We start from the raw sequence: 22,663 nt of genomic DNA on the forward strand, positions 1-22,663 counted from the left end.
TAGACTTTGCGTAATCAGCAAAGTCTTACTTTAAACCTTAATACTGAATTGAAATTCAATATTATTCAATTTTGAAAGGAGAGTTGTTCATGCCGGAAAAAGAATTAAGGAAAAAAGTGATTGGGAAAAATAGTTTATCCAATTCACTTCTTGCTTTAAAAATAGTATTTGATTTGATACCACAAATCTTACTTGTATATTTGATTAGTTCTTTAATCACAAACAATATTAACGAAGGTAATTTAAAGTATATATTCTTGGGAATCTTTATATCGTTTGTATTAAAAGGAGTGTTTTATTATTTTGCAACAAAGGTTGCCCATGAGAAAGCATACGAAAAATTAACAGAACTTAGGTTAGATATTATCGGTCATCTGAAAAAACTAAGTTTGGGATTCTTTAAAGAACATAATACAGGAGAGCTTACCAACATTGTTCAACATGATGTAGAGCAAGTGGAAGTATACCTTGCCCATGGTCTTCCTGAAATAATGGCAGTTACACTTCTGCCTACCATTATTTTTGTAGCTATGATTTTTGTTGATTGGCGTCTTGCTCTTGGAATGATTGCTGGAGTTCCACTCATGTATTTGGTAAAAGTTCTTTCACAGAAAACAATGGATAAAAACTTTGCTATTTACTTTAACCATGAAAATAAGATGAGAGAAGAGCTAATGGAATATGTAAAAAATATTTCTGTGATTAAGGCTTTTGCTAAAGAAGAGGAGATTAGTGAAAGAACATTAAAAACGGCAAGAGAATATATTTACTGGGTTAAAAAGAGCATGGGAGCAATTACAATTCCAATGGGACTCATTGACATATTTATGGAAATTGGAGTAGTTATTGTCATGATTTTGGGAAGTATATTTCTTTACTATGGAAATATTACAACCCCTAATTTTATACTTGCCATTATTTTATCGTCTGCTTTTACTGCATCTATAAGTAAGACGGCTACATTGCAACATTTTTCTATTGTGTTTAAGGAAGCACTAAAGGCGATTGGAAAAGTTTTAACAGTTCCGCTTCCAAAGAAAAAGACAGAACAAGGTTTAGAATTTGGAAATATAGAATTTAAAGATGTGAATTTTGCATACGGAAAAGATAGCTTTGAGCTTAAACATATCAATTTGAATTTTAAGAAAAATAGTTTGAACGCCTTTGTAGGAGCAAGTGGTTGTGGGAAAAGTACTGTATCTAATTTGCTTATGGGATTTTGGGATGCAGATGAAGGACAAATACTGATAAATGGAAAAGATATAAAAGAATATAGTCAAGATAATATCTCAATGCTGATTGGTAGTGTGCAACAAGAAGTTATCCTTTTTGATTTAAGTATTTTTGAAAATATAGCAATTGGAAAACTAAATGCAACAAAAGAAGAAGTCATAGAAGCTGCTAAAAAAGCAAGATGCCATGATTTTATTTCAGCATTGCCAAATGGATATGAAACACGAGTAGGTGAAATGGGAGTTAAGTTATCTGGTGGAGAAAAACAAAGAATCTCCATAGCAAGAATGATACTGAAAAATGCACCGATTTTAATATTAGATGAAGCAATGGCAGCTGTTGATAGTGAAAATGAAAGACTAATCGGCGAAGCAATTGACGATTTAAGCAAGGATAAAACCATTATTACAATTGCTCATCATCTAAACACAATTAGAGATTCAGACCAAATTATAGTTATGGATAAGGGTGTTGTTCTTGATGCAGGAAGCCATGAAGAGTTGATGAAAAGATGTGAGTTCTATAAGGATATGGTTGAAGCACAGAACAAGGTAGATAGATGGAATTTGAAAGAGGTGGTAACAGAAAATGTTTAGAGAAATGTTAAAGCTGCTTACAAAAACCGGCAAGAGAGATTTGATTATATCAAGTGTATTCTTTGCCCTTTATGGACTAAGCTCCATAGCCATGATTGTTATCGTATTTTCTATACTGTTTCAGATATTTGATGGGACGAGTTTAGCAAGTTTATATAAAGGTTTTATTGCAATTGGGTTACTTGTAGTATTCAAAGGCATTTGTAATATGGTTGCAGATATGAAAAAGCATAGTGCAGGTTTTGATATTGTTCAGCAAATCAGAGAACGCATGATTATTAAATTGAAAAAATTCAGTTTGGGATTTTATACCAATGAAAGACTGGGAGAGATCAATACAATTTTACACAAAGATGTTGATAATATGTCTCTTGTTGTAGGACACATGTGGTCGAGAATGTTTGGCGATTTTTTGATAGGTGCAGTCGTATTTATCGGTCTTGCAAGTATTGATTTCAAACTTGCTATTCTAATGGCTGTATCTGTTCCGATTGCACTTGTCTTTCTATATCTGACAATTAAGCAATCTGAAAGAATAGAGAATCAGAATAATTCAGCACTTCTTGATATGGTTAGCTTATTTGTTGAATATGTTAGAGGAATACCTGTACTAAAGAGTTTTTCAAACAATAAAAGCTTGGATAATGAGCTTATGAACAAGACAAAAAAGTTTGGAGAAACAAGCAAAGTAGCTTCAAGATTCAAGGCAAAACAGCTATCTATATTTGGGTTTTTACTGGATATTGGATATTTAGTTCTTTTAATTGCAGGAGCAATACTTGTTATAAAGGGAAGTCTTGATGTACTTAATTTTATTATCTTTGCAGTAATTTCAAAAGAGTTTTATAAGCCGTTCGCTTCTATGGAACAACACTATATGAACTATGTTTCGGCGGTAGATAGTTACGAAAGACTTTCAAGAATTTTATATGCAGATGTAATCCCGGATAAAGTGAATGGAATTGTTCCGAAAGATAATGATATAGCTTTTGATAACATTGGATTTTCCTATGAAAAAGATGAATTTAAAATGGAAAAATTGAGCTTTTCTATTGCTGAAAAAACAATGACAGCCTTAGTTGGAGAATCAGGTAGTGGAAAGACCACTATAACCAACTTACTTCTAAGATTTTATGATGTGCATAAAGGAAAAATTACACTCGGAGGAATTGATATAAGGGATATTCCTTATGATGAGCTTTTAGACCGTATTAGCATTGTCATGCAGAATGTTCAATTGTTTGATAACACGATTGAAGAAAATATCAGAGTAGGTAAAAAAGGAGCTACAAAAGAGGAAATCATTGAAGCTGCAAAGAAAGCAAGAATACATGATTTCATTATGAGTTTACCAAAAGGTTATGAAACTGATATTGGCGAAAATGGAGGAATTTTATCAGGTGGACAAAGACAAAGAATATCTATTGCAAGAGCTTTTCTAAAAGATGCACCGATTTTAATTCTTGATGAAATGACAAGTAATGTTGATCCTGTAAATGAATCTTTGATACAGGATGCTATTACAGAACTTGCAAAGAATAGAACTGTACTTGTAGTGGCTCATCATTTAAAAACAATTCAAAAAGCTGACCAAATTCTCGTATTTCAAAAAGGAAATTTACTTGAAAAAGGAAAGCATGGTGAACTTCTTGCGAAAAATGGTTACTACACAAAATTATGGAAAGCTCAGTACGAGGTATAATCATGATTTTGTTAAAAAATGTTTCTTATGAATGGGAAGATGGGCGAACTGCTTTAAAAAATATCAATCTTGAAATTAAAAAAGGTGAATTTGTTTTAATTTCAGGGAAAAGTGGAAGTGGTAAAAGTACTCTTGGAAGTGTAATGAATGGTCTTATTCCACATTATTACAAAGGCAAAATGCAAGGAGAAGCCTTTGCGTCCGGAAAAGATATAAGCAAATTATCGCTTCATGAAATAGGGCGTATTGTAGGTACTGTATTTCAAGATCCAAGAAGTCAATTTTTCACGACAACGACAGATGAAGAAATAGCTTTTGGGCTTCAAACTATCTGCAAATCAAGATATGAAATCAAACAGAGAGTAGAAGAAGTATATGCAGAGCTGGATATTGAGGAACTGAAAGGAAAATCTGTTTTTGAATTATCAAGCGGGCAGAAACAAAAGATAGCTATTGCAAGCATCTATGCAATGAATCCGAAAGTTTTAATTTTAGATGAGCCTTCAGCAAATTTGGATATGAAAGCAACATTTGACCTATTTTTAATTTTGGAAAAATTAAAGAAAAAGGGAACAACTGTTGTTCTAATTGAACATCGTTTGTACTATGTAAAATCTTTATTTGACCGTTTTCTTTTGGTTAAAGATGGAGAGATTGCACAGGACTTGAGTCGGGAAGAAGTTATCCATCTTGAAGGGAAGTTTTGGGATGATAATGGACTAAGAACTCTTGAATTAAAAGAATACAGGATAAGTGAGAAGAAAGATTTATATCAATTAAATGATGAAAGTATCAGTGGGAAAGGCTTGAAATTTTGTTACCCAAGTGCAACTAAGGTTGGAAATAAGCAAAATCAATACATCTTAAATCATCTTGATTTCAATATGGAGTGTGGAAAAGCCATTGGTCTTATTGGGTTAAATGGTACTGGGAAAACTACTTTTGCAAGGGTAATTTCAGGACTTGAGAAGATAAAAGAGGGGAAAATATGGGCGGAAAAAGATAAAGAGTTGAATCGTAAAGATTTAATGGATATGTCATATTTTGTATTTCAGGATTCAGACTATCAGTTATTTTCGGAAAGTGTACTTGATGAAATGCTGCTTGGTATTTCAAATAAAGATAAAAAAGAAAATACCCAAAAGGCAAAGTCTATTTTGAATGTTCTTGGCTTAGATAAATATATAGATAAGCATCCGTTTGCTTTATCAAGAGGAGAAAAACAAAGACTGACAATAGCTTGTGGAATGATGAAACAGGCAAAAGTTTTCATCTATGATGAACCAACATCAGGTTGTGATAAAGACTCAATGCTTTCAGTCGCAAAACTGATTGAAGAACAATTAAAAAAAGGGATAACAGTTTTGGTAATAAGTCATGATTTTGAGTTTTTAGCGAACACAGTGAGTAAGCTCTGGGTAATGGGAGATGGAAAAATAGAAAGTGTTTTGAATATGAGTGAAAGTAATAAAATTCTCATATTGGACAAGATGAGAGGAGGTAGATAACTTGATGGATAGAAAAACAGTCGATCCGAGAATAAAACTTACTCTACTTCCAATTGTTGGATTTACGAGCTTTTTTATAAGCGATACAATTCTACTTTTCGGACTGATTCTCTTTGCCTTTTTTCTGTATGTATACAGCAGTATGTGGAAAAGAGCATTACGCTTTATTTTGTTTTTTGTGATTTTATACTGCATAGAGTTATGGCTTGGAAAGTTTTGTGAAGCAAGTATCGTATTTGCAATATATATGTTTATTTACTTTGCATCAAGGATGACCTTAATTGCTATGTTTGGTGGATATATAACAAAGACTACAAGTGTAAGTGAAATGCTTGAAGCATTAAATAGAATGAAAGTACCAAGAAGCATTGGTATACCTTTTAGTGTTTTGCTTAGGTTTGTACCAACTATAAAAATAGAACTCAAGGCATTAAAAGAGAATATGAAGATTCGAGGAATCGTAACAAGTAGATTTTTCCCCTTGCTACATCCAATTAAATATATTGAATATACGCTTGTTCCGCTTTTAATGAGAATGATTAAGATTTCAGATGAACTGTCAGCTTCAGCACTCATTAGAGGACTTGATAGTGATGAGAACAGGGTTACATTAACAAAATTGAGGTTTAGAACAACGGATTTGTTGATTGGACTATTAGGAGCTTTGATGATTGCTCTTGTGATAGTAATACAGAAAATTTATTAGGAGGACTTTTATGAAAAACAAATTAAATGGTCGTGATTTTATTACAATCGGAATCTTTAATGCAATTGGAATTGTCATATACATGGCGGTTGCATTTGCTATGGCAACAACAGTGATTGGAGGATTTATTGCTTCAGGAGTTAGCTTTATGGTAGCTGCTACCGTTTATATCCTTATGGCTTTGAAAGTTAAAAAGAAGGGCGTATTTACAATATCAGGAACGCTTCTTGGTTTAATTGCATTGTCAGGAGGACATTTGCCTCATGCAGTCTTTGCTGTAATCGGTGGAATTATATGTGATTTGATTATAGGAAATTATGAGAGCAAGGGACGAATGATTATTGGATATGGGATATTTGCATTAGCGGATTTTTTAGGGACAGTAATTCCTGTGATTTTATTCGGAACAGCTTCTTTTGTGGAAAGAGCATCAAAATGGAAAATGAGTGAAGCACAAATAAATGAAGCATTATCTTATTTCAAAGTTTCATGGGCAGTAGGCTTTGCCTTGATAACATTTGTTCTTGCTTGCATAGGAGCATTCGTTGCAACAAAGATACTCAAAAAGCATTTTGAAAAAGCAGGAGTGATTTAATAATAAATTTACTTAGGAGGGAAAATAATGGAGGGATAATTATGTCAAAACTTATAGTTTCGGTTTTCACAGAACGATATAATTATCCTTTTTTATTCTTGGAATTGCTTACACATAGCAATAATACTTTACCAGAAACGACCAAATAGAAAATTATATAAAACATTAGTTTTTAAGCCGAGAGGACTTTTTACGCCAAAGTGTAGAAGTCCTCCTTTTTTATTCTCAAAACCAAAACAGAGAACTTAAAAAGGAGGATGACTAAGTGGCAAAGAAAGAATATTACCTTTATGTAAAAGGCAAAGCCGTACCTGTAAGTGAAGAAGTCTACAAAGCCTATTGGAAGATAACAGAGCATGAAAAGTATCTCCAAAGAAAAGATTGGAAGCATAATGTAATACCATTTTCGGCACTGGATCATGATGGACACTTTGTAGATAACATCATAGATGAAAAGATAGACTTAGAAAAAATTGTAGAAGTAAAAATGCGAATTGAAGAACTTCATAAAGCATTAAATACTCTTACAAAAGAAGAACGAGAACTAATGGAAGCCATCTTCTACAAAGAAGAAAGTCTAAGGTCAATCAGCAGAAGAGAGAAAGTTACACATCAAGCAATCAGTGGGAGGAGGGATAGGATTTTAGAAAAACTGAGAAAGATTTTAGAAGATAAAATCTAAAAACTTGGAAAGGTTAAGTGTCAAAAAAGGTGCTTAACCTTTCTTTATGGAAACAAGCAGATACCAAAACGGAGGAATTAAAAATGAAGAAAGAAAAAACATTACAGGAAGTACAGGAACAAATTTCTGAACTTCAGGAAGAAAGAGAAAAGTGCGATGTAAAGCTGAAACAATTACAAAATCAAGGCAAAAAATTAGAAAAACTGGCAAATGAAAAGGAACGAAAAAGAAGAAATCACAGGCTCATACAAAGAGGCTTGATAGTAGAAAGAGTAATTGAAAATTCCCTTATGTTTGCCAATGAGGAGATAGAAGAACTACTTAAAGTTGCTACTGATACAGAAGAATACAGACAAGCCTATGAAGAAATGATAAATGGAAAAGATATGGAAGATGAAACAGATATTGAGTGAACAGAATAAAAAAACTTAGTTTTTTCAGAAGCTCCCTGCAAGGGCAAAAAGCTTCGCAGAACGCAAAACACCCTTTAGGGTGTATAATTGCGCCCTTAGAAAAACTAAGGGATTTTAGCAAGTATTAAAAAATCCAAAACTTAATAAAAATATACGGATAAAGCAGATAGGAAAAGATACAAAAAATAGCCTGTCTGCTTTTTTCCTTTACCTAAAAACAAATAAAAAATGAAAGGAGCTTATGAAGATGGCAGAAACATTTCACTTTAATATTTCCATGATAAGCAGAGGAAAAAGTAAATCGGCAGTTGCAAGTGCAGCATATATCTCTTGTGAGAAAATCAAAAATGAATGGGATGGAGAAGTTCATGACTATCATAATAAAAAAGGACTTTTACATTCAGAAATCTTCTTGCCGGAGAATGTTCCCATAGCATTAAAAGATAGAACTACTTTATGGAATAGCGTTGAACTAAATGAGAAAGCAAGTAACGCACAGCTTGCAAGAAACTTCATTATCGCCTTACCAAAAGAATTATCCTTTGAAGAAAATAAGAAACTCATTACCGACTTCATACAAGAAAATTTTGTATCAAAAGGAATGATAGCAGACCTTGCAATCCATGATGAAAGTGATGAAGAAAATAATAATATCCATGCACATATTATGACTACCCTCAGACCAATCAATGAAAAAGGAGAGTGGCAGGCAAAAAGCAAAAAAGAATATGTAATTGATGAAAATGGAGAAAAGATAAAACTAAAAAGCGGGAACTACAAAACAAGAAAAGTAGAGCTGACAGACTGGAACAATAAAGGAAACGCAGAGAAATGGAGAGAGAATTTTGCAAGACTTTGTAATCAGTATTTAGAAAAAAATCATCAAGAAAAGAGAGTGGATCATCGTTCCTACAAAAGGCAAGGGATAGAAGAAATCCCAACCATTCACATGGGAGCAAGTGCCAGTGCCTTAGAGAAAAAAGGAATCGAAACCGACAAAGGAAACATCAACAGAGAAATAAAAAAACATAACTCTTTAGTAAAAGCTATCAAGAACAAGATAAAAGAAATCACTTCTTGGATAGACTCTTTACTTGGAAATCTGCAAGCAAAATACGATGGGTATAAACAGACCAAGAAAGATGAACTGGAGAACAAAGCAGAACTCTTTAACCTTTATGAATATATTTCTATCTACAACGAAATACAGGGAGAAAAAACAAAAAATCTATCCTACTATGGACAGATAAAAAAGGGAAATGCAGACCTAAAGAGATTTGTAAAAGCAATCTACTATCTAAAAGATAATCATCTTCAAACCATAGCAGACCTACAAGAAAAAGTTTTTGAACTGGCAAAGCAAAGTAAAAAGATAAGTGAAGATATTCAAAGCAAAACCCAAAGAATAAAGGAGTTAAATCGTTGCTTTATTTGTGCAGACATCATCAAAGAAAATAAGGCGGTATATCAGGAATATAAAGATAAAACTTTTCTTAAAGATAAATTTAACAATTCACATAAAGATGAAATTGAAAACTACAAAAAAGCAAGAAAGACTATAGAAAAATTTACTGGAACATCAGCTATAAAGTCGAGTGATTGGCAGAAAGAAATATCAAGCCTTGAAAAAGAGATACAAGACTTAACTGAAGATAAAGCTAAAGTTCAAGACGAATTTAAGCAGATAGATCATATCAAATATGCAGTAAAGATTGTGGGTGACGAGTATGGAATAGATTTATCTATAGAGATAGACAAGGCAATTAAGAGGGGAGATAAACCAAGTGTAATTGCACAACTGAAAAAATTTCAAGAGCAAGAGGAAAGAAAGGGTCAGTACAAACAAAAAGCAAAAGAAAAGGCTAAAGAAAATTATAAAAATAAAGGGGAGGAAAGATAAAAATGGCAGACAACAGAAGATACTATTGGTTAAAATTGAAAGAAGATTTTTTTACAGATAAGAGAATCAAAAGGCTAAGAAAAATATCAGGAGGAGATACCTATACAATCATTTATCTTAAATTGCTTTTACTTAGCTTAAAAGATAGTGGGAAGCTGTATTATGATGGAGTAGAAACAGACTTTATCAAAGAGCTTGCCTTAACGATTGATGAAACGGAAGATGATGTAATGGTTATAGTGAACTATCTTATGGCACAAGGATTGATGGAGATAATCACAGAAAATGACGAGTATTTTTTAACAGAAATCCCAAGTCTTATAGGTTCAGAAACAGCGTCTACAAGGCGTTCGAGAAAATCGAGAGGACAAAAAGCGTTGCAATGCAACACTAATGCAACACATTGCAACCTTTTGCAACAAAATTGCAACGGAGATATAGAGAAAGAAATAGATATAGAGTTAGAAAAAGAGGGGGAGATAGAAAAAATATCCCCCGTTTTTTACGGAGAATATAAAAATGTTTCCTTAACAGATGAAGAATATGGAAAGTTAAAGGATAAAATGCAAGGTCATAGGGAGAAAATGATAGAAAAGCTTTCGACTTATATGCAAAGCACAGGAAGAAACTACAAAGACCATTATGCGACCTTAATTCATTGGTATGAACAAGATAAAGGGAAATTAAAGGAGTGTAGTAAATCAACAGTATATACCCTTGAAGATTATGACAAGGGAGAACATTTATAATCTCATATAAGACGGTGGAGAGGCTTTTTTAGAGCGTTAATGGCAAAAGAGGTATCAGAATATAGCTAAGTGTGAAAACATCATGTGAGGGCTTAAAATTGCAGTATGGAAAAATCATCGTATTTATGATAAAATGACAGTGATATGATAATAAACTCAGTTATAAAGAGAGGATATATAAATGCGAATTCAATTTACAGTAAACGATGAAGAACTGAAAATTTTAACTAAAAAAGTTATAGAGGGTAATTACCCAAGTATTAGTGAATATTGTAAGTGTAGCAGTTTACAAGAAAATACAAGTTATGTTGACTTATATAATACCTTACTAAATAAAATAAGCTTTTTGCCGAAAGACAAAGAATTTGTTTTACGAGAGTTAATAGCAACACCGCCGGCTTTGATTGGCAGATGGTTTTATGAAAATGTAAATAAGGGACTTGTGAAAAATGTAGAACACATCGGAAAAGCTGAAGGTGGAGTAGAAAAATATAAAAAGATATGAGACTTATTTCAAAAAGCTACGCAGTGCGTGGCGGATTGGAAAAGATATTTAGATAATTTTGGAGGTGCATTTCATGGCAGATGAAAATAAAGAGATAGTTATTGTAGATGATAAAACTATACAAGAAAAAATATATTTCATTCGTGGACAAAAAGTAATGCTTGATGCAGATTTAGCTGAAATATATGGTTATGAAACTAAAAACTTTAATAGACAGGTAAAAAATAATATTGAAAAGTTTGAAGGCGAAGATTTTATGTTTCAATTGACCGAGAATGAGTTTGAAAACTTGAGGTGCAAAAATTTCACCTCAAGTTGGGGCGGCTCAAGGTACCTACCAAATGCCTTTACGGAACAAGGTATTTATATGCTTATGACTGTATTAAGGGGAGAACTTGCGATTAGGCAAAGCAGAGCCTTAATTAGAACATTTAAGCAGATGAAAGACTTCATTATTGAAAATCAAGATTTTATCGGTTCAAAAGAATTAGTCCAAATAGCTATTCAAACCAACCAAAACACAAATGATATTGCAGAAATAAAATCTCAAATGGCTACTAAAGAAGATTTGAAAAAAGTAATGGATAATTTTATCGATCCGGACACTTACAAGCATTTCCTTTTGATGAATGGAGATAAGATTGAAGCGGATGTTGCCTATACAAAAATATATAAGTCAGCAAAGAAAAGCATTTACGTAATAGATAACTATATAGGCTTGAAAACCTTAGAATTATTAAGAGCTGCAAAAGACAATGTTGAAATTATAGTCTTTAGCGACAATGTGAAAAATAAAGATATGCTTACAAAAAACATCCTAAATGATTTTAGAAGAGATTATCCAAATATCAACTTAAAAATGAAGGTTGCAGGCAAAAAATATCACGATAGATATATTGCAATAGACTATGGAACAGAAAATGAAGCCTTTTATCTTTGCGGAGCTTCATCAAAGGACGCAGGAAATAAAATATCAAGTATTACCAAGATAGAAGAATCCTCTAAGGATATGTATCATACAATGTTTGGTGGAATGTTAAACAATAAGAATTTGAAAATTTAATATGCAGATAACAGAATAGACAGTTATATGAGCTTTAAGCAAGGCGGTAGAAGTAAAAATCTATCGTCTTTTTTAATTGCAACAAACAGGAGGAAAACTATATGCAAGAAAATAAAAATGAACAGAATACAGGAACAAAGACGATAAAGAAAATTGGGAAAGTAACCTATGAGGTTGTTGTCCACTTTAATGAAAATGCAACGGAAACCATGCAAGACAAATTAAAAAGGATAATGCTTAGAGAAATGGAGATGAAAAAACATCAAAAAGGAGATAAAAATGATTAGAAAGTCCTTGACAAGTTGTTACAGGAAAAACTGCCAAATCAATCCTTATATCCTGTGGAGCAAGGCTTGCTCCATTTGATATTCAGGAACTTAGGGACTTAATGAAAGAAGATGAACTGGAACTTGATACACTTGGAGAAAAGAAAACAGCTTTATTCGTAATAATATCGGATACAGATGATACATTTAACTTTGTAGTATCAATAATGTACTCACAATTATTTAATCTATTATGTGATAAAGCAGATGATGAATATGGCGGAAGACTTCCTGTTCATGTGAGATGCCTACTTGATGAGTTCGCAAATATCGGCTTAATTCCTAAATTTGAAAAGCTGATAGCAACTATTAGAAGTAGAGAAATATCAGCTTGTATAATATTACAAGCACAATCACAACTAAAAAGTATCTATAAAGATAATGCAGATACCATAGTTGGCAATTGTGATTCGACGTTATTTTTAGGAGGCAAAGAAAGAACAACATTAAAAGAATTATCTGAAAGTTTGGGAAAAGAAACAATAGACCTATATAACATATCAGAAACAAGATCGAATCAAAAGAGTTTTGGTTTAAACTATCAAAAAACTGGAAAAGAATTAATGAGCCAAGATGAAATAACTGTAATGGATGGTGGGAAATGTATCTACCAATTAAGAGGAGTTAGACCATTTCTTTCAGATAAATTTGACATAACCAAGCATAAGAATTATAAGTTCCTTGAAGATTATGATAAGAGAAATATATTTGACATAGAGAAATACCTACAGAGAAAAGATGAGGTTAAGTTAAAAGAGAGTATGGTAGTTGAAATATTAGATGAATAAATTTAAAATTAAATAAGAAGTAAGATAGATATTTAGGAAAGATTAAAAGAAAATACTTGACAAAAAATATTTTATAACATATAATAATGTCAACAGTACCCGACACGCCTCTTAACAATGCGGACCAAGTCGGGTCATTTGATTTTAGGAGAAAAAATGAAAAAAATTCATCAAGAACCGATTAGTATAGAAAATCAAGTAAAAAACTTAATAGACTTAGGACTTTTAGTAGAAGATAAAACTTATGCTAAGAAAATTCTTGGAAGAATATCCTATTATAGGCTGATTAAAGCTTATAGTATCACATTAAAAAAAGATGGAAGATATATATCAGGAACAAGTTTTGAAGATATTGTAAGTTTATATAAATTTGATAGAGAACTTAGACAGCTTATATTTGAAACAATAGAGCATATTGAAGTTTCTTTAAGAGCAGTTATCACAAACTATTTTTCTTTAAGATATGGGAACTTTTCATATAAAGATATGAATAATTTTGAGAAACAAAAGGAACAAGAAAGGGTACTAGAAGAATTAGCAAGGGAAGTTAAAAGAAATAGACGCTCACCATTTATAAAAAACTTTAAAGACAATTATGAAGGTGGAGAAATTCCACTCTATGCAGTGATAGAAGTAGCAAGTTTTGGAACTTTATCTAAAATGTATAAGAATATGAAAAATGAAGATAAAAGTAAAATTGCAAAAGTCTTTCATACAGACTACCATTACTTTGAATCTTGGATAGAAAATTTTGCCTATATAAGAAATATATGTGCCCATTATGGCAGGCTATATGGAGCAAAGCTTACAAAATCACCAAAGCTATATAAAGAATATTTAAAAAATAATATTTCAAACAATACAATATTTGCTACATTAGTTAATCTTAAAATAGTTTCTGAAGAAGAAAATTACAAAAATTTTTATCATGATCTAACAGCACTAATAGCAAGATATGAAAATATTGAATTAAGACATGTTGGCTTTATAGAAAACTGGAAAGAATTACTAAAACCATAAAATTAAATAGAGAAATTTACACCGAAAAAAACATTTCGGTGTTTTTTTATGCCCAAGGGAGGAAAAATGAAATATATACGAGATGAGCCGAAAAAATAAGATACAGAGAAAAATGAAATATTAATGAATTAGAAGTAGAAGCGATAGAGAAAACTATCGCTTTTTTTATGGAATAAAGGAGATAGAACAAATGGAAAGAGAAATGCTAAATATTAATGGAAATCTAGTAGGAGAAATAAAAACAACTGCAATAGATACAAAGGAAGGAGAAAAAGAGGTAGCTAACTTCACAATAGTTAGAAAGAACAAAGAAGAAGGAAAGGTTAAAAAAGAATATATCTACTGTAATCTCTACGGGGAAAAGGCAAAAAGTGTGAAGGAATTTAAAAGTGGAGAATACATCCATATTTTTGGATATTTTAAGGAAACAAAAAAAGAAGACAAGACATTTAAAAATTTTATCGTAAAGCACATAAATAAAATTGAAAAAGAAGAAAAAGAGGGATATTATGGCACTTAACTATAAACCATTATGGATACAGTTAGCAAAAAAAGGATTAAAGAAAACAGACGTAATAGCCATGGCAGGAATTACAACAAATGTTATGGCACAAATGGGCAAGGATAAACCAATTACATTTAAGAAATTAGAAAGAATATGTAAGGCTTTATCTTGAACTCCTAATGATATTATTAGTTTTGAAGACAATTTTAGTGAAGAGGAATAGAAAATGAGTTTAAAGACAGAAGATCAAGTCAGGGATTATGCGAAATTAGTATTAGGGTTTGATGAAGTTGAAGATTTTATAGAAATTCATAGAAATGAGGTGGAATAAAACTGGGAAATCTATAACAAATCGGAAGAGATGAAATGCTTGAATACCTAAATCATCTAAAAAAAATCATACAGATGATGAAAGTAGGATTGCACTTGGAAAGATTGAAACAACCCTAACTGAGAAAATATGGATTAGTTTGGGAGAACACGAAGAAGAAGTAAATAAAAGTAAAAGAGAAAAATTATGATTTTTATGGGTGGAGGTAATTCATGGATTTTGAATTTATTATGTATCATTTTTTAAGTGGATGTATTCCTGTATTTTTAGCAGTAGCTATCTATTTTGCTATTTTATATGTAGTTGAAAAAAACAAACAAAAGGGCATATAATATTATCCTTTGTTTTCTGCTTTTATCTCACAGGGGTATTGGCGGCGACGGGTATTGCCATTAAAGGCTCATTTGCCCCAAGAATTGTTTATATTCCTTTTGTGGAAATGATTAGAGGGCCAATAGAAATGTTTTTAAATGTAATTTTATTTATACCATTGGGATTTTTTCTACTATTTCTCTATAAAAAATATAATAGATTAGCAAATATAGTTTTAGCTGGATTTTTTATATCCTTATCTATTGAGTTTGTTCAGATGTTTGATATAGGAACAACAGATATAAATGACTTGATAGCAAACACTCTTGGCACGTTTTTGGGATTTGGTATTTATAAATCATTTAGCAAAGCTGTTCCAAAATCTTGGATTAATCAGACTCAAGATGATGGTTTTCAATGCTATTATGAACTGTTATTTTTTGGGATAGGCTCATTAGTAATAATGCTCACTGTTCAGAGATATATTTTTAACATATTATTTGCTGCAAAGTTTTAATTAGTGGTTAGATGTTGGAGAGTTTTTAACAAATAGATATAAGGTAAAGTTAAAATCAAGTTATAAAATAAATAGATTAAATATATAAATAGAGATTTGGGAACATAAAGACATGGTAACGATTGCACAGCTGAGTTATATATGGTATAATAATAATTACCAATTATGGATATACGAAAGATAATTGTAAAAATAACCAGTAGGTAATATTTCTTAAATATATCCAAAATGGAGTTAGCGTTTTGAGTAATTATAATAATCATCAAGGCTATAAGAAGAGAAATTATTTAGTTGTTTTAAAACTAATATAATGAGTGAAAGTTTTTCAAGATACGAAAATAAATAATTAAGGTAATTAGGAGGTTTGTTATGAAAAAAAGATTTTCTATAATTGTTAGTGTACTAATGTTTTGTCTTCTTTTAAACCCTACGTTTGTTCAAGCTAATGAATATCAAGGGAAAGCGGAAGAATTTGATCAAACTGGCGAAAAGTATCAGAGTGCATCTGAAGTTTTTAGAAAAGAAGAAGTAGAAGAACTTATTGAACAAGTTGAAACAAAAAAACTCATGCCTGATAAAACAGATTTTACTGCTTCTGATGGAATGTTAAGAGCATCTTTTGGACAATATCCTACAAGAAAAGGTGTGATTTTAGTTACAAAGGATAAATACAAAGGACTAATTCCAACAGGACATGCCGCTATAATATATGGGCGAAATGTTGTAGTTGAATCATTATCACAAGGAGTTACTACTGGGAGAAATGATTGGTATTCAACAAAAACTACATGCTATGGTGTAACTGTGAAAAACACTACGGCAAGACAAGATAGTAATGCTGCAGACTGGTGTTATGAACAGATTTCAAAACCTTATAATTTTAGTTACTATAATATGTCAACTAGAGCAAAATTTTATTGTTCACAACTTGTGTGGGCGGCATTTTTAGATAATTATAATATAGATTTAAACACTATGGCATTTGCCAATTCCACTATCCCTTCTAACCCTATTCACCCTATGGAATTAGTTTGGACTGATGAGACAAATTTAATATATGAAAAGTAAATATTTAAATTTGATTGAAAAATTTTTGAGGGTAAAAACTGATATCCAAAATAAAGCAAAAATTTTATTATGTTTTTTGATTATAGTAAGTTTATTTTTTATAAATGGGTGTAGCAAACTTAAAAATTCTGTTGATAGAAAGAAAATTGATTTTGGTCTTGTTATCACAACATCTCAAGACTATAAATCGGAAATTCTTTGGTTTGATATAAACTTGGATTCTATTCAAAAACAAAAACTTTCTTATGCTATGCTGGGTTCACCTTTTTACTCTCCGACCGTAAATGCTGATAAAATTTATATGATTCCTGAAGGACTTGGAAATAAAAAAGATACCAGAAAAGTTATCAGTATTAACAAGCAGTCACTGGATGTTGAAGAATACCCTTTTACCAACATTGCATTAAACCATATGGCCAGTATTGGAAACAATGTCTATGCAATTAACACATTAAATGGTGACAGCTGTCTGGAGTCATATGATGTAGTGTCTAAGAAGAGAAATTCTGTAATTTTGGAAAAAGTTTATTTAGAAACAGTAATAGCTTCTTCAGGTAAATTATTTTGTTTTGTTAGAAAATTAAATTATAGTGATTCAGAAGAAGCAAAAACCATGTTAAATGTTTATACGCCAAGTTTAGATTTGGAAGCAGAAATTGACCTCACTGAATATGGTAATCCAACGAGTATGTATCTTGAAGATGAAGATAATTTATATGTAACTGTAAATAGAAATGCTAATATTAAACCTGTAGGAAAAATCCTTAAAATAAATAAATCAACTTTTGAAATAAGTGAATTCATAACAAAAAAAGATATTCCGTATAATATTTTTAAATTTGGAGATAGATTTATTTTGACATATTATGATCCTGTTACAAATGAAGGAACAGAAGTATCTGTATGGGATGAAAGCGGAAACGAACAAATTTACGATTTGAAAACGTCATTAACTGTCACAGGTGTTGTTAATGATAAGTTTGTAGCAGCAAATAATAATTCAATAAAAATATTTTCTATCCCTGATTTTAAGTTAATTAAAGAACATGAATTAAGTATTGGAACTTCAAATTATGTTTCAGCATTGTTATTAATGAATGAATAATGTATAAAAAACATATTAAGGGTTTGTATATAATCTAAATATTAGAGAAACGATAGATTGAATTTATATGAGTCTCCATAAAAAAGAAAGCAAAAAACTAATTTTCTCATGGAGGTTTTCTATAATCAGGTTGTTAAAACAGTAACAGTAAATCAAAAAAACACTGTTTTTTTTACTCAAATTTAATTTTAAAAAAAGGAAGTATTTACAATGAAAGAATTAGAAAAAATAATAGGATAAATTGATGAGATAAAAATACTTTAGACGATAGAAATTAAAAACTCTATCGTCTTTTTTTATACTCAAAATTAGGAGGTTAAAATGGTAAGGATAAGAAGTCCCACTTAAAACAAATTAATATAAGACATTTAGCGATTGAATTATAATTTCAGTCGCTTTTTTAATTGAAATTTATAGATTAAGGAGAAGAAATTAATGGATAGAGAAATGCTAAATATTAATGGAAATCTAGTAGGAGAAATAAAAACAACTGCAATAGATACAAAGGAAGGAGAAAAAGAGGTAGCTAACTTCACAATAGTTAGAAAGAGCAAAGAAGAAGGAAAGGTTAAAAAAGAATATATCTACTGTAATCTCTACGGGGAAAAGGCAAAAAGTGTGAAGGAATTTAAAAGTGGAGAATACATCCATATTTTTGGATATTTTAAGGAAACAAAAAAAGAAGACAAGACATTTAAAAATTTTATAGTAAAGCACATAAATAAAATTAAAAAAGAAGAAAAAGAGGAGGAAATATAAATGGAATTTTTTACACAAGCAGTAAATGTATTAAAAATATTAGTTACAGCAATTGGTGCAGGGCTTGGAGCATGGGGTGTTATCAACCTGATGGAAGGTTATGGGAATGACAACCGTGCGACACGTTCATAAGTGAAAAGCTTATGCACTAAGTCGAAGGACTGAAAGTTCAAAACTTAGGAGAACTGGCAATCTGATAGGTAGAATGACGGGGTAACGCCCTGAAATGCCTACACTGATACTCCGATTGGCAATGAATATTAGACTATTTCATTGTCAAAAGCTCGGTGAAGTCGGCAGAGAGTAGCCGTAAGACTGATATTAACATCAGACACGAAAGCTGTTCAGAGGTGGACGGTGCTACCTATATGTCGGGTGTCGAATACGCATGGTGAGAATGTGTATACCAAAGCACTGACGTACTTCCGAATGTAAGGGTCTAAACGTTTGAATTTGCCTAACGGCAATTCCCATCAAAGATGGGGTGTTTGTGGATGAGTAAGAATGGTTGTTATAAAAATCCATATATCGTTACAGGCGATATGGTGAAAACTAAACACAGGCTTAGAGGAAGAACCTAAACGTATTCAAAGATAAGATTGTCGGAACGTGGTAAGCCAAGAGCATGGAAGCAGTCTAATGCTAATGAAGTGTTGAATGGGAAAATGACTGAAAAAAACAGCATATAACCATTCTTTATCTCGGTGAAAGTGGTGGCACAGTACCTATGAAGCGAAAATAATAAGTTCGTGGAGGGATAGCCACCAGTCACAGGAAAGTACAAGAACTGAAATTAAGACAAACACAGCTTCGAGTATGACAAAGAAAATCAAATCCGAAAGGAGATGGTGACTGTGTCCACTTCGAAACAAACACTGAAACAAAGCAAAATCCGTTATACGGAATACTATGACTTGCAAAAAGTCCTTGATGATTTATATGAAGATAGCGGTAATAATAAAGTATTTTCAAATTTAATGGAGTTGATAACTTCAAGAGAAAATATTAAACTTGCCTATCGTAGTATAAAAGGGAACAAAGGAAGTCATACGGCTGGGGTAGATGGCAGAACAATAAAACATCTATCAAGGCTAAATGAAGAAGAATACATTTCTCTCATACAAAAACAGTTTCATTGGTATAAGCCACGCCCTGTAAAGAGAGTGGAAATGCGAAAGCCTAATGGGAAAATTAGACCTTTAGGAATACCAACTATTGTAGATAGAATTGTACAACAATGTATCTTGCAAATATTAGAGCCGATATGTGAAGCCAAGTTTCATGACAGTTCCTATGGGTTTCGACCTAACAGGAGTACGGAACACGCTATTGCAGAATGTGCAAGACTAATGCAGATACAGCACTTACACTATGTAGTCGATATTGATATACAAGGATTTTTCGATAACGTATATCATGCAAAGCTCATAAGGCAGCTTTGGAATTTAGGAATCCAAGACAAAAAGTTACTTTGTATCATTAAGGAAATGCTTAAAGCAGACATAGTTATGCCCGATAAAAAGGTAATTACACCAACAAAGGGAACACCACAAGGCGGTATATTATCACCGCTACTATCTAATGTAGTCTTGAACGAATTAGATTGGTGGGTTTCTTCTCAATGGCTGACAATGCCCACGCATTATCCATATAAACAGAGAACGAACAGTCAAGGAACAGAGATAAAAAGCCATACCTACAGAGCTTTAAGAACAAGCAACCTAAAAGAAATATACATTGTAAGGTATGCTGATGATTTTAAGATATTTTGCCGTAATTACTACGATGCAAATAGAACCTATCAGGCAGTTACAAAATGGTTGCAAGACAGATTAAAACTAAATGTAAGTGAAGAAAAATCTAAAATAACAAATCTAAAACAAAAGTATTCGGAGTTCTTAGGATTTAAGCTGAAGGTTAAACCAAAAGGCAAAAAGTTTGTTGTACAGTCGCATATAAGTGATAAGGCACTGAAAAATGCAAAAGAAGATATTTCTAAATGTGTTGCGGATATAAAAAGACCTGCAAACAAAAAGGAACAGTACAAAGCAATAGCCAAGTATAATGCCACTGTTTCAGGCTTGCATAATTACTACCAAATAGCAACAAATGTAAGTTTGGACTTTGCTAAAATAGCCTTTCACATTAAAAAGCAGATGAACAACAGACTTGATATTAAAACCAGTGGAATGCTAAACAAAGGATTTATCAAAGAAAAATATGGAAAAAGTAAACAGCTTCGCTTCCTTAATGGACATCCGCTAATTCCAGTTGGATATATTAGGACAAAGGACGCAAAACACAAGAAAAAGGTTGTAAATAAATACACTGTAAAGGGCAGAGCTTTTATTCATAAAAATCTGCAAATTGATGTAGATACACTTGTTTGGTTGATGAGACATCCTGTGCTTGATAAAAGCATAGAGTTTGCAGACAACAGAATCTCGCTCTTTGCAGCTCAATATGGCAGATGTGGAGTAACAGGTGTAAAACTTATACCAAACGACATACATTGCCATCACAAGATACCGCTTGAACAAGGCGGTACAGATAGTTACAGCAACTTAATTCTTGTTACAGAAGCAGTTCATATACTCATCCATGCAACAAAAGTAGATACAATCCAAAAATATATAAAAGAGCTTGGGTTAACAGTCAAGCAGATTGAGAAATGTAATAAGCTTAGAAAAATGGCAGAACTGCCACTAATTTAGAGAAAAAAATAATTTGTTACGAAGTGTGTAAGTCTTAGTTAAAACGTGAAAATCTTTCTTGTGATGGAACGCCGTGTGCGGTGAAAGTCGCATGCACGGTGTGAAGTGGGGGAAAATCTGGAGATAACATCAAAGGATTACCTATCACTATCTGGTGCTAAATCTCAAGGTATTAAGCAATTTATGGCAAAATAAGGACGGGATAACACAACAAATTCTCTAAAACAAAACACTAAACCAATGTAAGATTGAATGAAATCAATATTTATGCTATAATTAAATAAATCTAATGAACAGAAAAAGAGGGATATTATGGCACTTAACTATAAACCATTATGGATACAGTTAGCAAAAAAAGGACTAAAGAAAACAGATGTAATAGCTATGGCAGGACTTACAACAAATGTTATGGCACAAATGGGCAAGGATAAACCAATTACATTTAAAAATTTAGAAAGAATATGTAAGGCTCTATCTTGCACCCCTAATGATATTATTAGTTTTGAAGACAATTTTAGTGAAGAGGAAATGACCAGTTAGGTCATCGGTTTATAAAGAAAGGTGGTTTTGATCATTTATTCAAAATTTAATAACTTAAAACCAGAAAAACAAAAGCAAATTATTAACGCAGCTATAAAAGAATTTGTTCGAAATGGTTTTGAAAAAGCATCTACTAACGAAATTGTAAAAAGAGCTAATATTTCAAAAGGCTCGCTGTTTAACTATTTTAACAGTAAAAAGGATCTTTACTTGTACTTGATTGAGTATAGTAGTAAAGCAATCGTGAATCTAAATGAAGAAATTGATTTGTCTGAAACTGATTTATTTAAAAGAATCGAAAGAGTTGCTTTACAAAAGTTCTATGTTCAACAAAAGTACCCACAGGCATTTGAATTCTTGGCATCAACTAAACAAGAGGAGTCTGTAGAAGTAAAGGATATCATTAAACAAAGGCTCAATCCAATCTATAATCAAGCCATAAATAAATTATATAAAGACATTGATTACTCTAAATTCAGGGAAGGAGTTGATATTGAAAAAGCAATTGAGATTTTGAATTGGACGATGTTTGGTGTAGGAGAGAAAGGACTAAAGGAATTGTTTACCTTTGATGATATTGGTAGATTTGGAGAGAAATATCTAGAAGAGTGGAACGTTTATGCCGAATTACTGAAATACAGCTTTTATAAATAAAACTAAATTAAAGGTGTATTGAAATGAAAATATAATAGCTTTAGATTTTTATCTAAAAAATTTTAAAGGAGTGTGTCTATATTATGACCGATATAGTAAAAGTACAAGGATTACAAAAAAAGTTTGGTAAATTTCAAGCATTGCGTGACGTTTCGTTCACGATAAAATCGGGGGAAGTGGTTGGGTTTATTGGTCCTAATGGTGCTGGAAATCTACAACTATTCGTGCCCTATTAGGAATTATAAAACGTGATGCTGGTATTGCCGAGATATTCGGTAAGGATGTTTGGAAGGATAGCCTTGAAATTCATAAGCGAATTTCTTATGTCCCTGGAGATGTTGCCCTTTGGGAATCTTTAACGGGAGGAGAAAT

Annotated in this window: 23 protein-coding genes and 2 pseudogenes; all 25 read left to right on the plus strand. The window is 31.8% G+C overall.

Annotation, left to right across the window (positions count from 1 at the left end; all coding sequences use genetic code 11):
* Nucleotides 1–89 precede the first annotated feature (89 nt).
* Nucleotides 90–1,829, plus strand: a complete 1,740-nt coding sequence (locus BQ7400_RS10110; RefSeq protein ID WP_072470442.1) for an ABC transporter ATP-binding protein — start codon at nucleotides 90–92, stop codon at nucleotides 1,827–1,829.
* Nucleotides 1,822–3,531: an ABC transporter ATP-binding protein gene (locus BQ7400_RS10115; protein WP_004837644.1), complete on the plus strand. Its 1,710-nt coding sequence runs from the start codon at nucleotides 1,822–1,824 to the stop codon at nucleotides 3,529–3,531. Before BQ7400_RS10110 ends, BQ7400_RS10115 begins: the two co-directional genes overlap by 8 nt.
* A 2-nt stretch (nucleotides 3,532–3,533) precedes the next feature.
* On the plus strand, nucleotides 3,534–5,039 hold the full coding sequence (locus BQ7400_RS10120) for an ABC transporter ATP-binding protein (protein WP_028078446.1): 1,506 nt from the start codon (nucleotides 3,534–3,536) through the stop codon (nucleotides 5,037–5,039).
* A 1-nt stretch (nucleotide 5,040) separates the two neighbouring features.
* A complete protein-coding gene (locus tag BQ7400_RS10125) occupies nucleotides 5,041–5,745 on the plus strand; it encodes an energy-coupling factor transporter transmembrane component T (protein WP_025194627.1) in 705 nt (234 codons plus the stop codon).
* 10 nt (nucleotides 5,746–5,755) lie between these two features.
* Nucleotides 5,756–6,340, plus strand: a complete 585-nt coding sequence (locus BQ7400_RS10130) for an MptD family putative ECF transporter S component (protein ID WP_000791747.1) — start codon at nucleotides 5,756–5,758, stop codon at nucleotides 6,338–6,340.
* Between the two features lie 265 nt (nucleotides 6,341–6,605).
* Nucleotides 6,606–7,022: a sigma-70 RNA polymerase sigma factor region 4 domain-containing protein gene (locus tag BQ7400_RS10135; RefSeq protein WP_001074477.1), complete on the plus strand. Its 417-nt coding sequence runs from the start codon at nucleotides 6,606–6,608 to the stop codon at nucleotides 7,020–7,022.
* Nucleotides 7,023–7,105: 83 nt separating this feature from the next.
* On the plus strand, nucleotides 7,106–7,435 hold the full coding sequence (locus BQ7400_RS10140) for a DUF3847 domain-containing protein (RefSeq protein ID WP_028078447.1): 330 nt from the start codon (nucleotides 7,106–7,108) through the stop codon (nucleotides 7,433–7,435).
* 247 nt (nucleotides 7,436–7,682) lie between these two features.
* Complete coding sequence (gene mobQ, locus BQ7400_RS10145; protein WP_049691251.1) at nucleotides 7,683–9,335, plus strand: MobQ family relaxase; 1,653 nt, start codon at nucleotides 7,683–7,685, stop codon at nucleotides 9,333–9,335.
* A gap of 2 nt (nucleotides 9,336–9,337) precedes the next feature.
* On the plus strand, nucleotides 9,338–10,084 hold the full coding sequence (locus BQ7400_RS10150) for a phage replisome organizer N-terminal domain-containing protein (RefSeq protein WP_065355236.1): 747 nt from the start codon (nucleotides 9,338–9,340) through the stop codon (nucleotides 10,082–10,084).
* A 181-nt stretch (nucleotides 10,085–10,265) separates the two neighbouring features.
* On the plus strand, nucleotides 10,266–10,589 hold the full coding sequence (locus BQ7400_RS10155) for a hypothetical protein (RefSeq protein ID WP_028078916.1): 324 nt from the start codon (nucleotides 10,266–10,268) through the stop codon (nucleotides 10,587–10,589).
* A gap of 73 nt (nucleotides 10,590–10,662) precedes the next feature.
* On the plus strand, nucleotides 10,663–11,652 hold the full coding sequence (locus tag BQ7400_RS10160; protein WP_002838522.1) for an ORF6N domain-containing protein: 990 nt from the start codon (nucleotides 10,663–10,665) through the stop codon (nucleotides 11,650–11,652).
* A 101-nt stretch (nucleotides 11,653–11,753) separates the two neighbouring features.
* Nucleotides 11,754–11,939 carry a transposon-encoded TnpW family protein gene (locus BQ7400_RS10165; protein ID WP_028078917.1) on the plus strand — a complete coding sequence of 62 codons (186 nt, stop codon included), beginning with the start codon at nucleotides 11,754–11,756 and terminating at the stop codon, nucleotides 11,937–11,939.
* An 11-nt stretch (nucleotides 11,940–11,950) separates the two neighbouring features.
* Nucleotides 11,951–12,766 (plus strand): annotated as a pseudogene (locus BQ7400_RS10170) (VirD4-like conjugal transfer protein, CD1115 family); the annotation flags it as partial.
* Nucleotides 12,767–12,922: 156 nt separating this feature from the next.
* Complete coding sequence (locus tag BQ7400_RS10175; protein WP_072470443.1) at nucleotides 12,923–13,786, plus strand: Abi family protein; 864 nt, start codon at nucleotides 12,923–12,925, stop codon at nucleotides 13,784–13,786.
* A 190-nt stretch (nucleotides 13,787–13,976) separates the two neighbouring features.
* Complete coding sequence (locus BQ7400_RS10180; protein WP_072470444.1) at nucleotides 13,977–14,306, plus strand: single-stranded DNA-binding protein; 330 nt, start codon at nucleotides 13,977–13,979, stop codon at nucleotides 14,304–14,306.
* The gene (locus BQ7400_RS10185) at nucleotides 14,296–14,463 is read left to right on the plus strand and encodes a helix-turn-helix domain-containing protein (protein ID WP_072470445.1); all 168 of its coding nucleotides are present in this window, start codon (nucleotides 14,296–14,298) and stop codon (nucleotides 14,461–14,463) included. Before BQ7400_RS10180 ends, BQ7400_RS10185 begins: the two co-directional genes overlap by 11 nt.
* Before the next feature lie 529 nt (nucleotides 14,464–14,992).
* Nucleotides 14,993–15,451, plus strand: a complete 459-nt coding sequence (locus BQ7400_RS10190) for a VanZ family protein (protein WP_245759435.1) — start codon at nucleotides 14,993–14,995, stop codon at nucleotides 15,449–15,451.
* A gap of 369 nt (nucleotides 15,452–15,820) precedes the next feature.
* Nucleotides 15,821–16,519, plus strand: coding sequence for a YiiX/YebB-like N1pC/P60 family cysteine hydrolase (locus BQ7400_RS10195; protein ID WP_072470446.1), 699 nt, complete (start codon nucleotides 15,821–15,823; stop codon nucleotides 16,517–16,519).
* Nucleotides 16,509–17,624, plus strand: coding sequence for a hypothetical protein (locus tag BQ7400_RS10200; protein WP_072470447.1), 1,116 nt, complete (start codon nucleotides 16,509–16,511; stop codon nucleotides 17,622–17,624). The genes BQ7400_RS10195 and BQ7400_RS10200 overlap by 11 nt, the downstream gene beginning before the upstream one ends.
* A gap of 435 nt (nucleotides 17,625–18,059) precedes the next feature.
* Nucleotides 18,060–18,383, plus strand: a complete 324-nt coding sequence (locus BQ7400_RS10205) for a single-stranded DNA-binding protein (RefSeq protein WP_072470448.1) — start codon at nucleotides 18,060–18,062, stop codon at nucleotides 18,381–18,383.
* Entirely contained in the window at nucleotides 18,384–18,515 is a 132-nt protein-coding gene (locus BQ7400_RS10210; protein ID WP_000394212.1) for a Maff2 family mobile element protein, read from the plus strand. It begins immediately after the preceding gene.
* Nucleotides 18,516–19,237: 722 nt separating this feature from the next.
* Nucleotides 19,238–21,097 (plus strand): group II intron reverse transcriptase/maturase, encoded by a 1,860-nt coding sequence (gene ltrA, locus BQ7400_RS10215; RefSeq protein WP_072470449.1) that lies wholly within the window; start codon nucleotides 19,238–19,240, stop codon nucleotides 21,095–21,097.
* A gap of 312 nt (nucleotides 21,098–21,409) precedes the next feature.
* Entirely contained in the window at nucleotides 21,410–21,637 is a 228-nt protein-coding gene (locus tag BQ7400_RS10220; protein WP_072469057.1) for a helix-turn-helix domain-containing protein, read from the plus strand.
* A 27-nt stretch (nucleotides 21,638–21,664) separates the two neighbouring features.
* Nucleotides 21,665–22,291: a TetR/AcrR family transcriptional regulator gene (locus BQ7400_RS10225; RefSeq protein ID WP_000587963.1), complete on the plus strand. Its 627-nt coding sequence runs from the start codon at nucleotides 21,665–21,667 to the stop codon at nucleotides 22,289–22,291.
* 83 nt (nucleotides 22,292–22,374) lie between these two features.
* A pseudogene (locus BQ7400_RS10980) lies at nucleotides 22,375–22,663 on the plus strand (ATP-binding cassette domain-containing protein); the annotation flags it as partial.

Origin of the sequence: Urinicoccus massiliensis (assembly GCF_900120405.1) — a bacterium.
Classification (GTDB): Bacteria; Bacillota; Clostridia; order Tissierellales; family Peptoniphilaceae; genus Urinicoccus; species Urinicoccus massiliensis.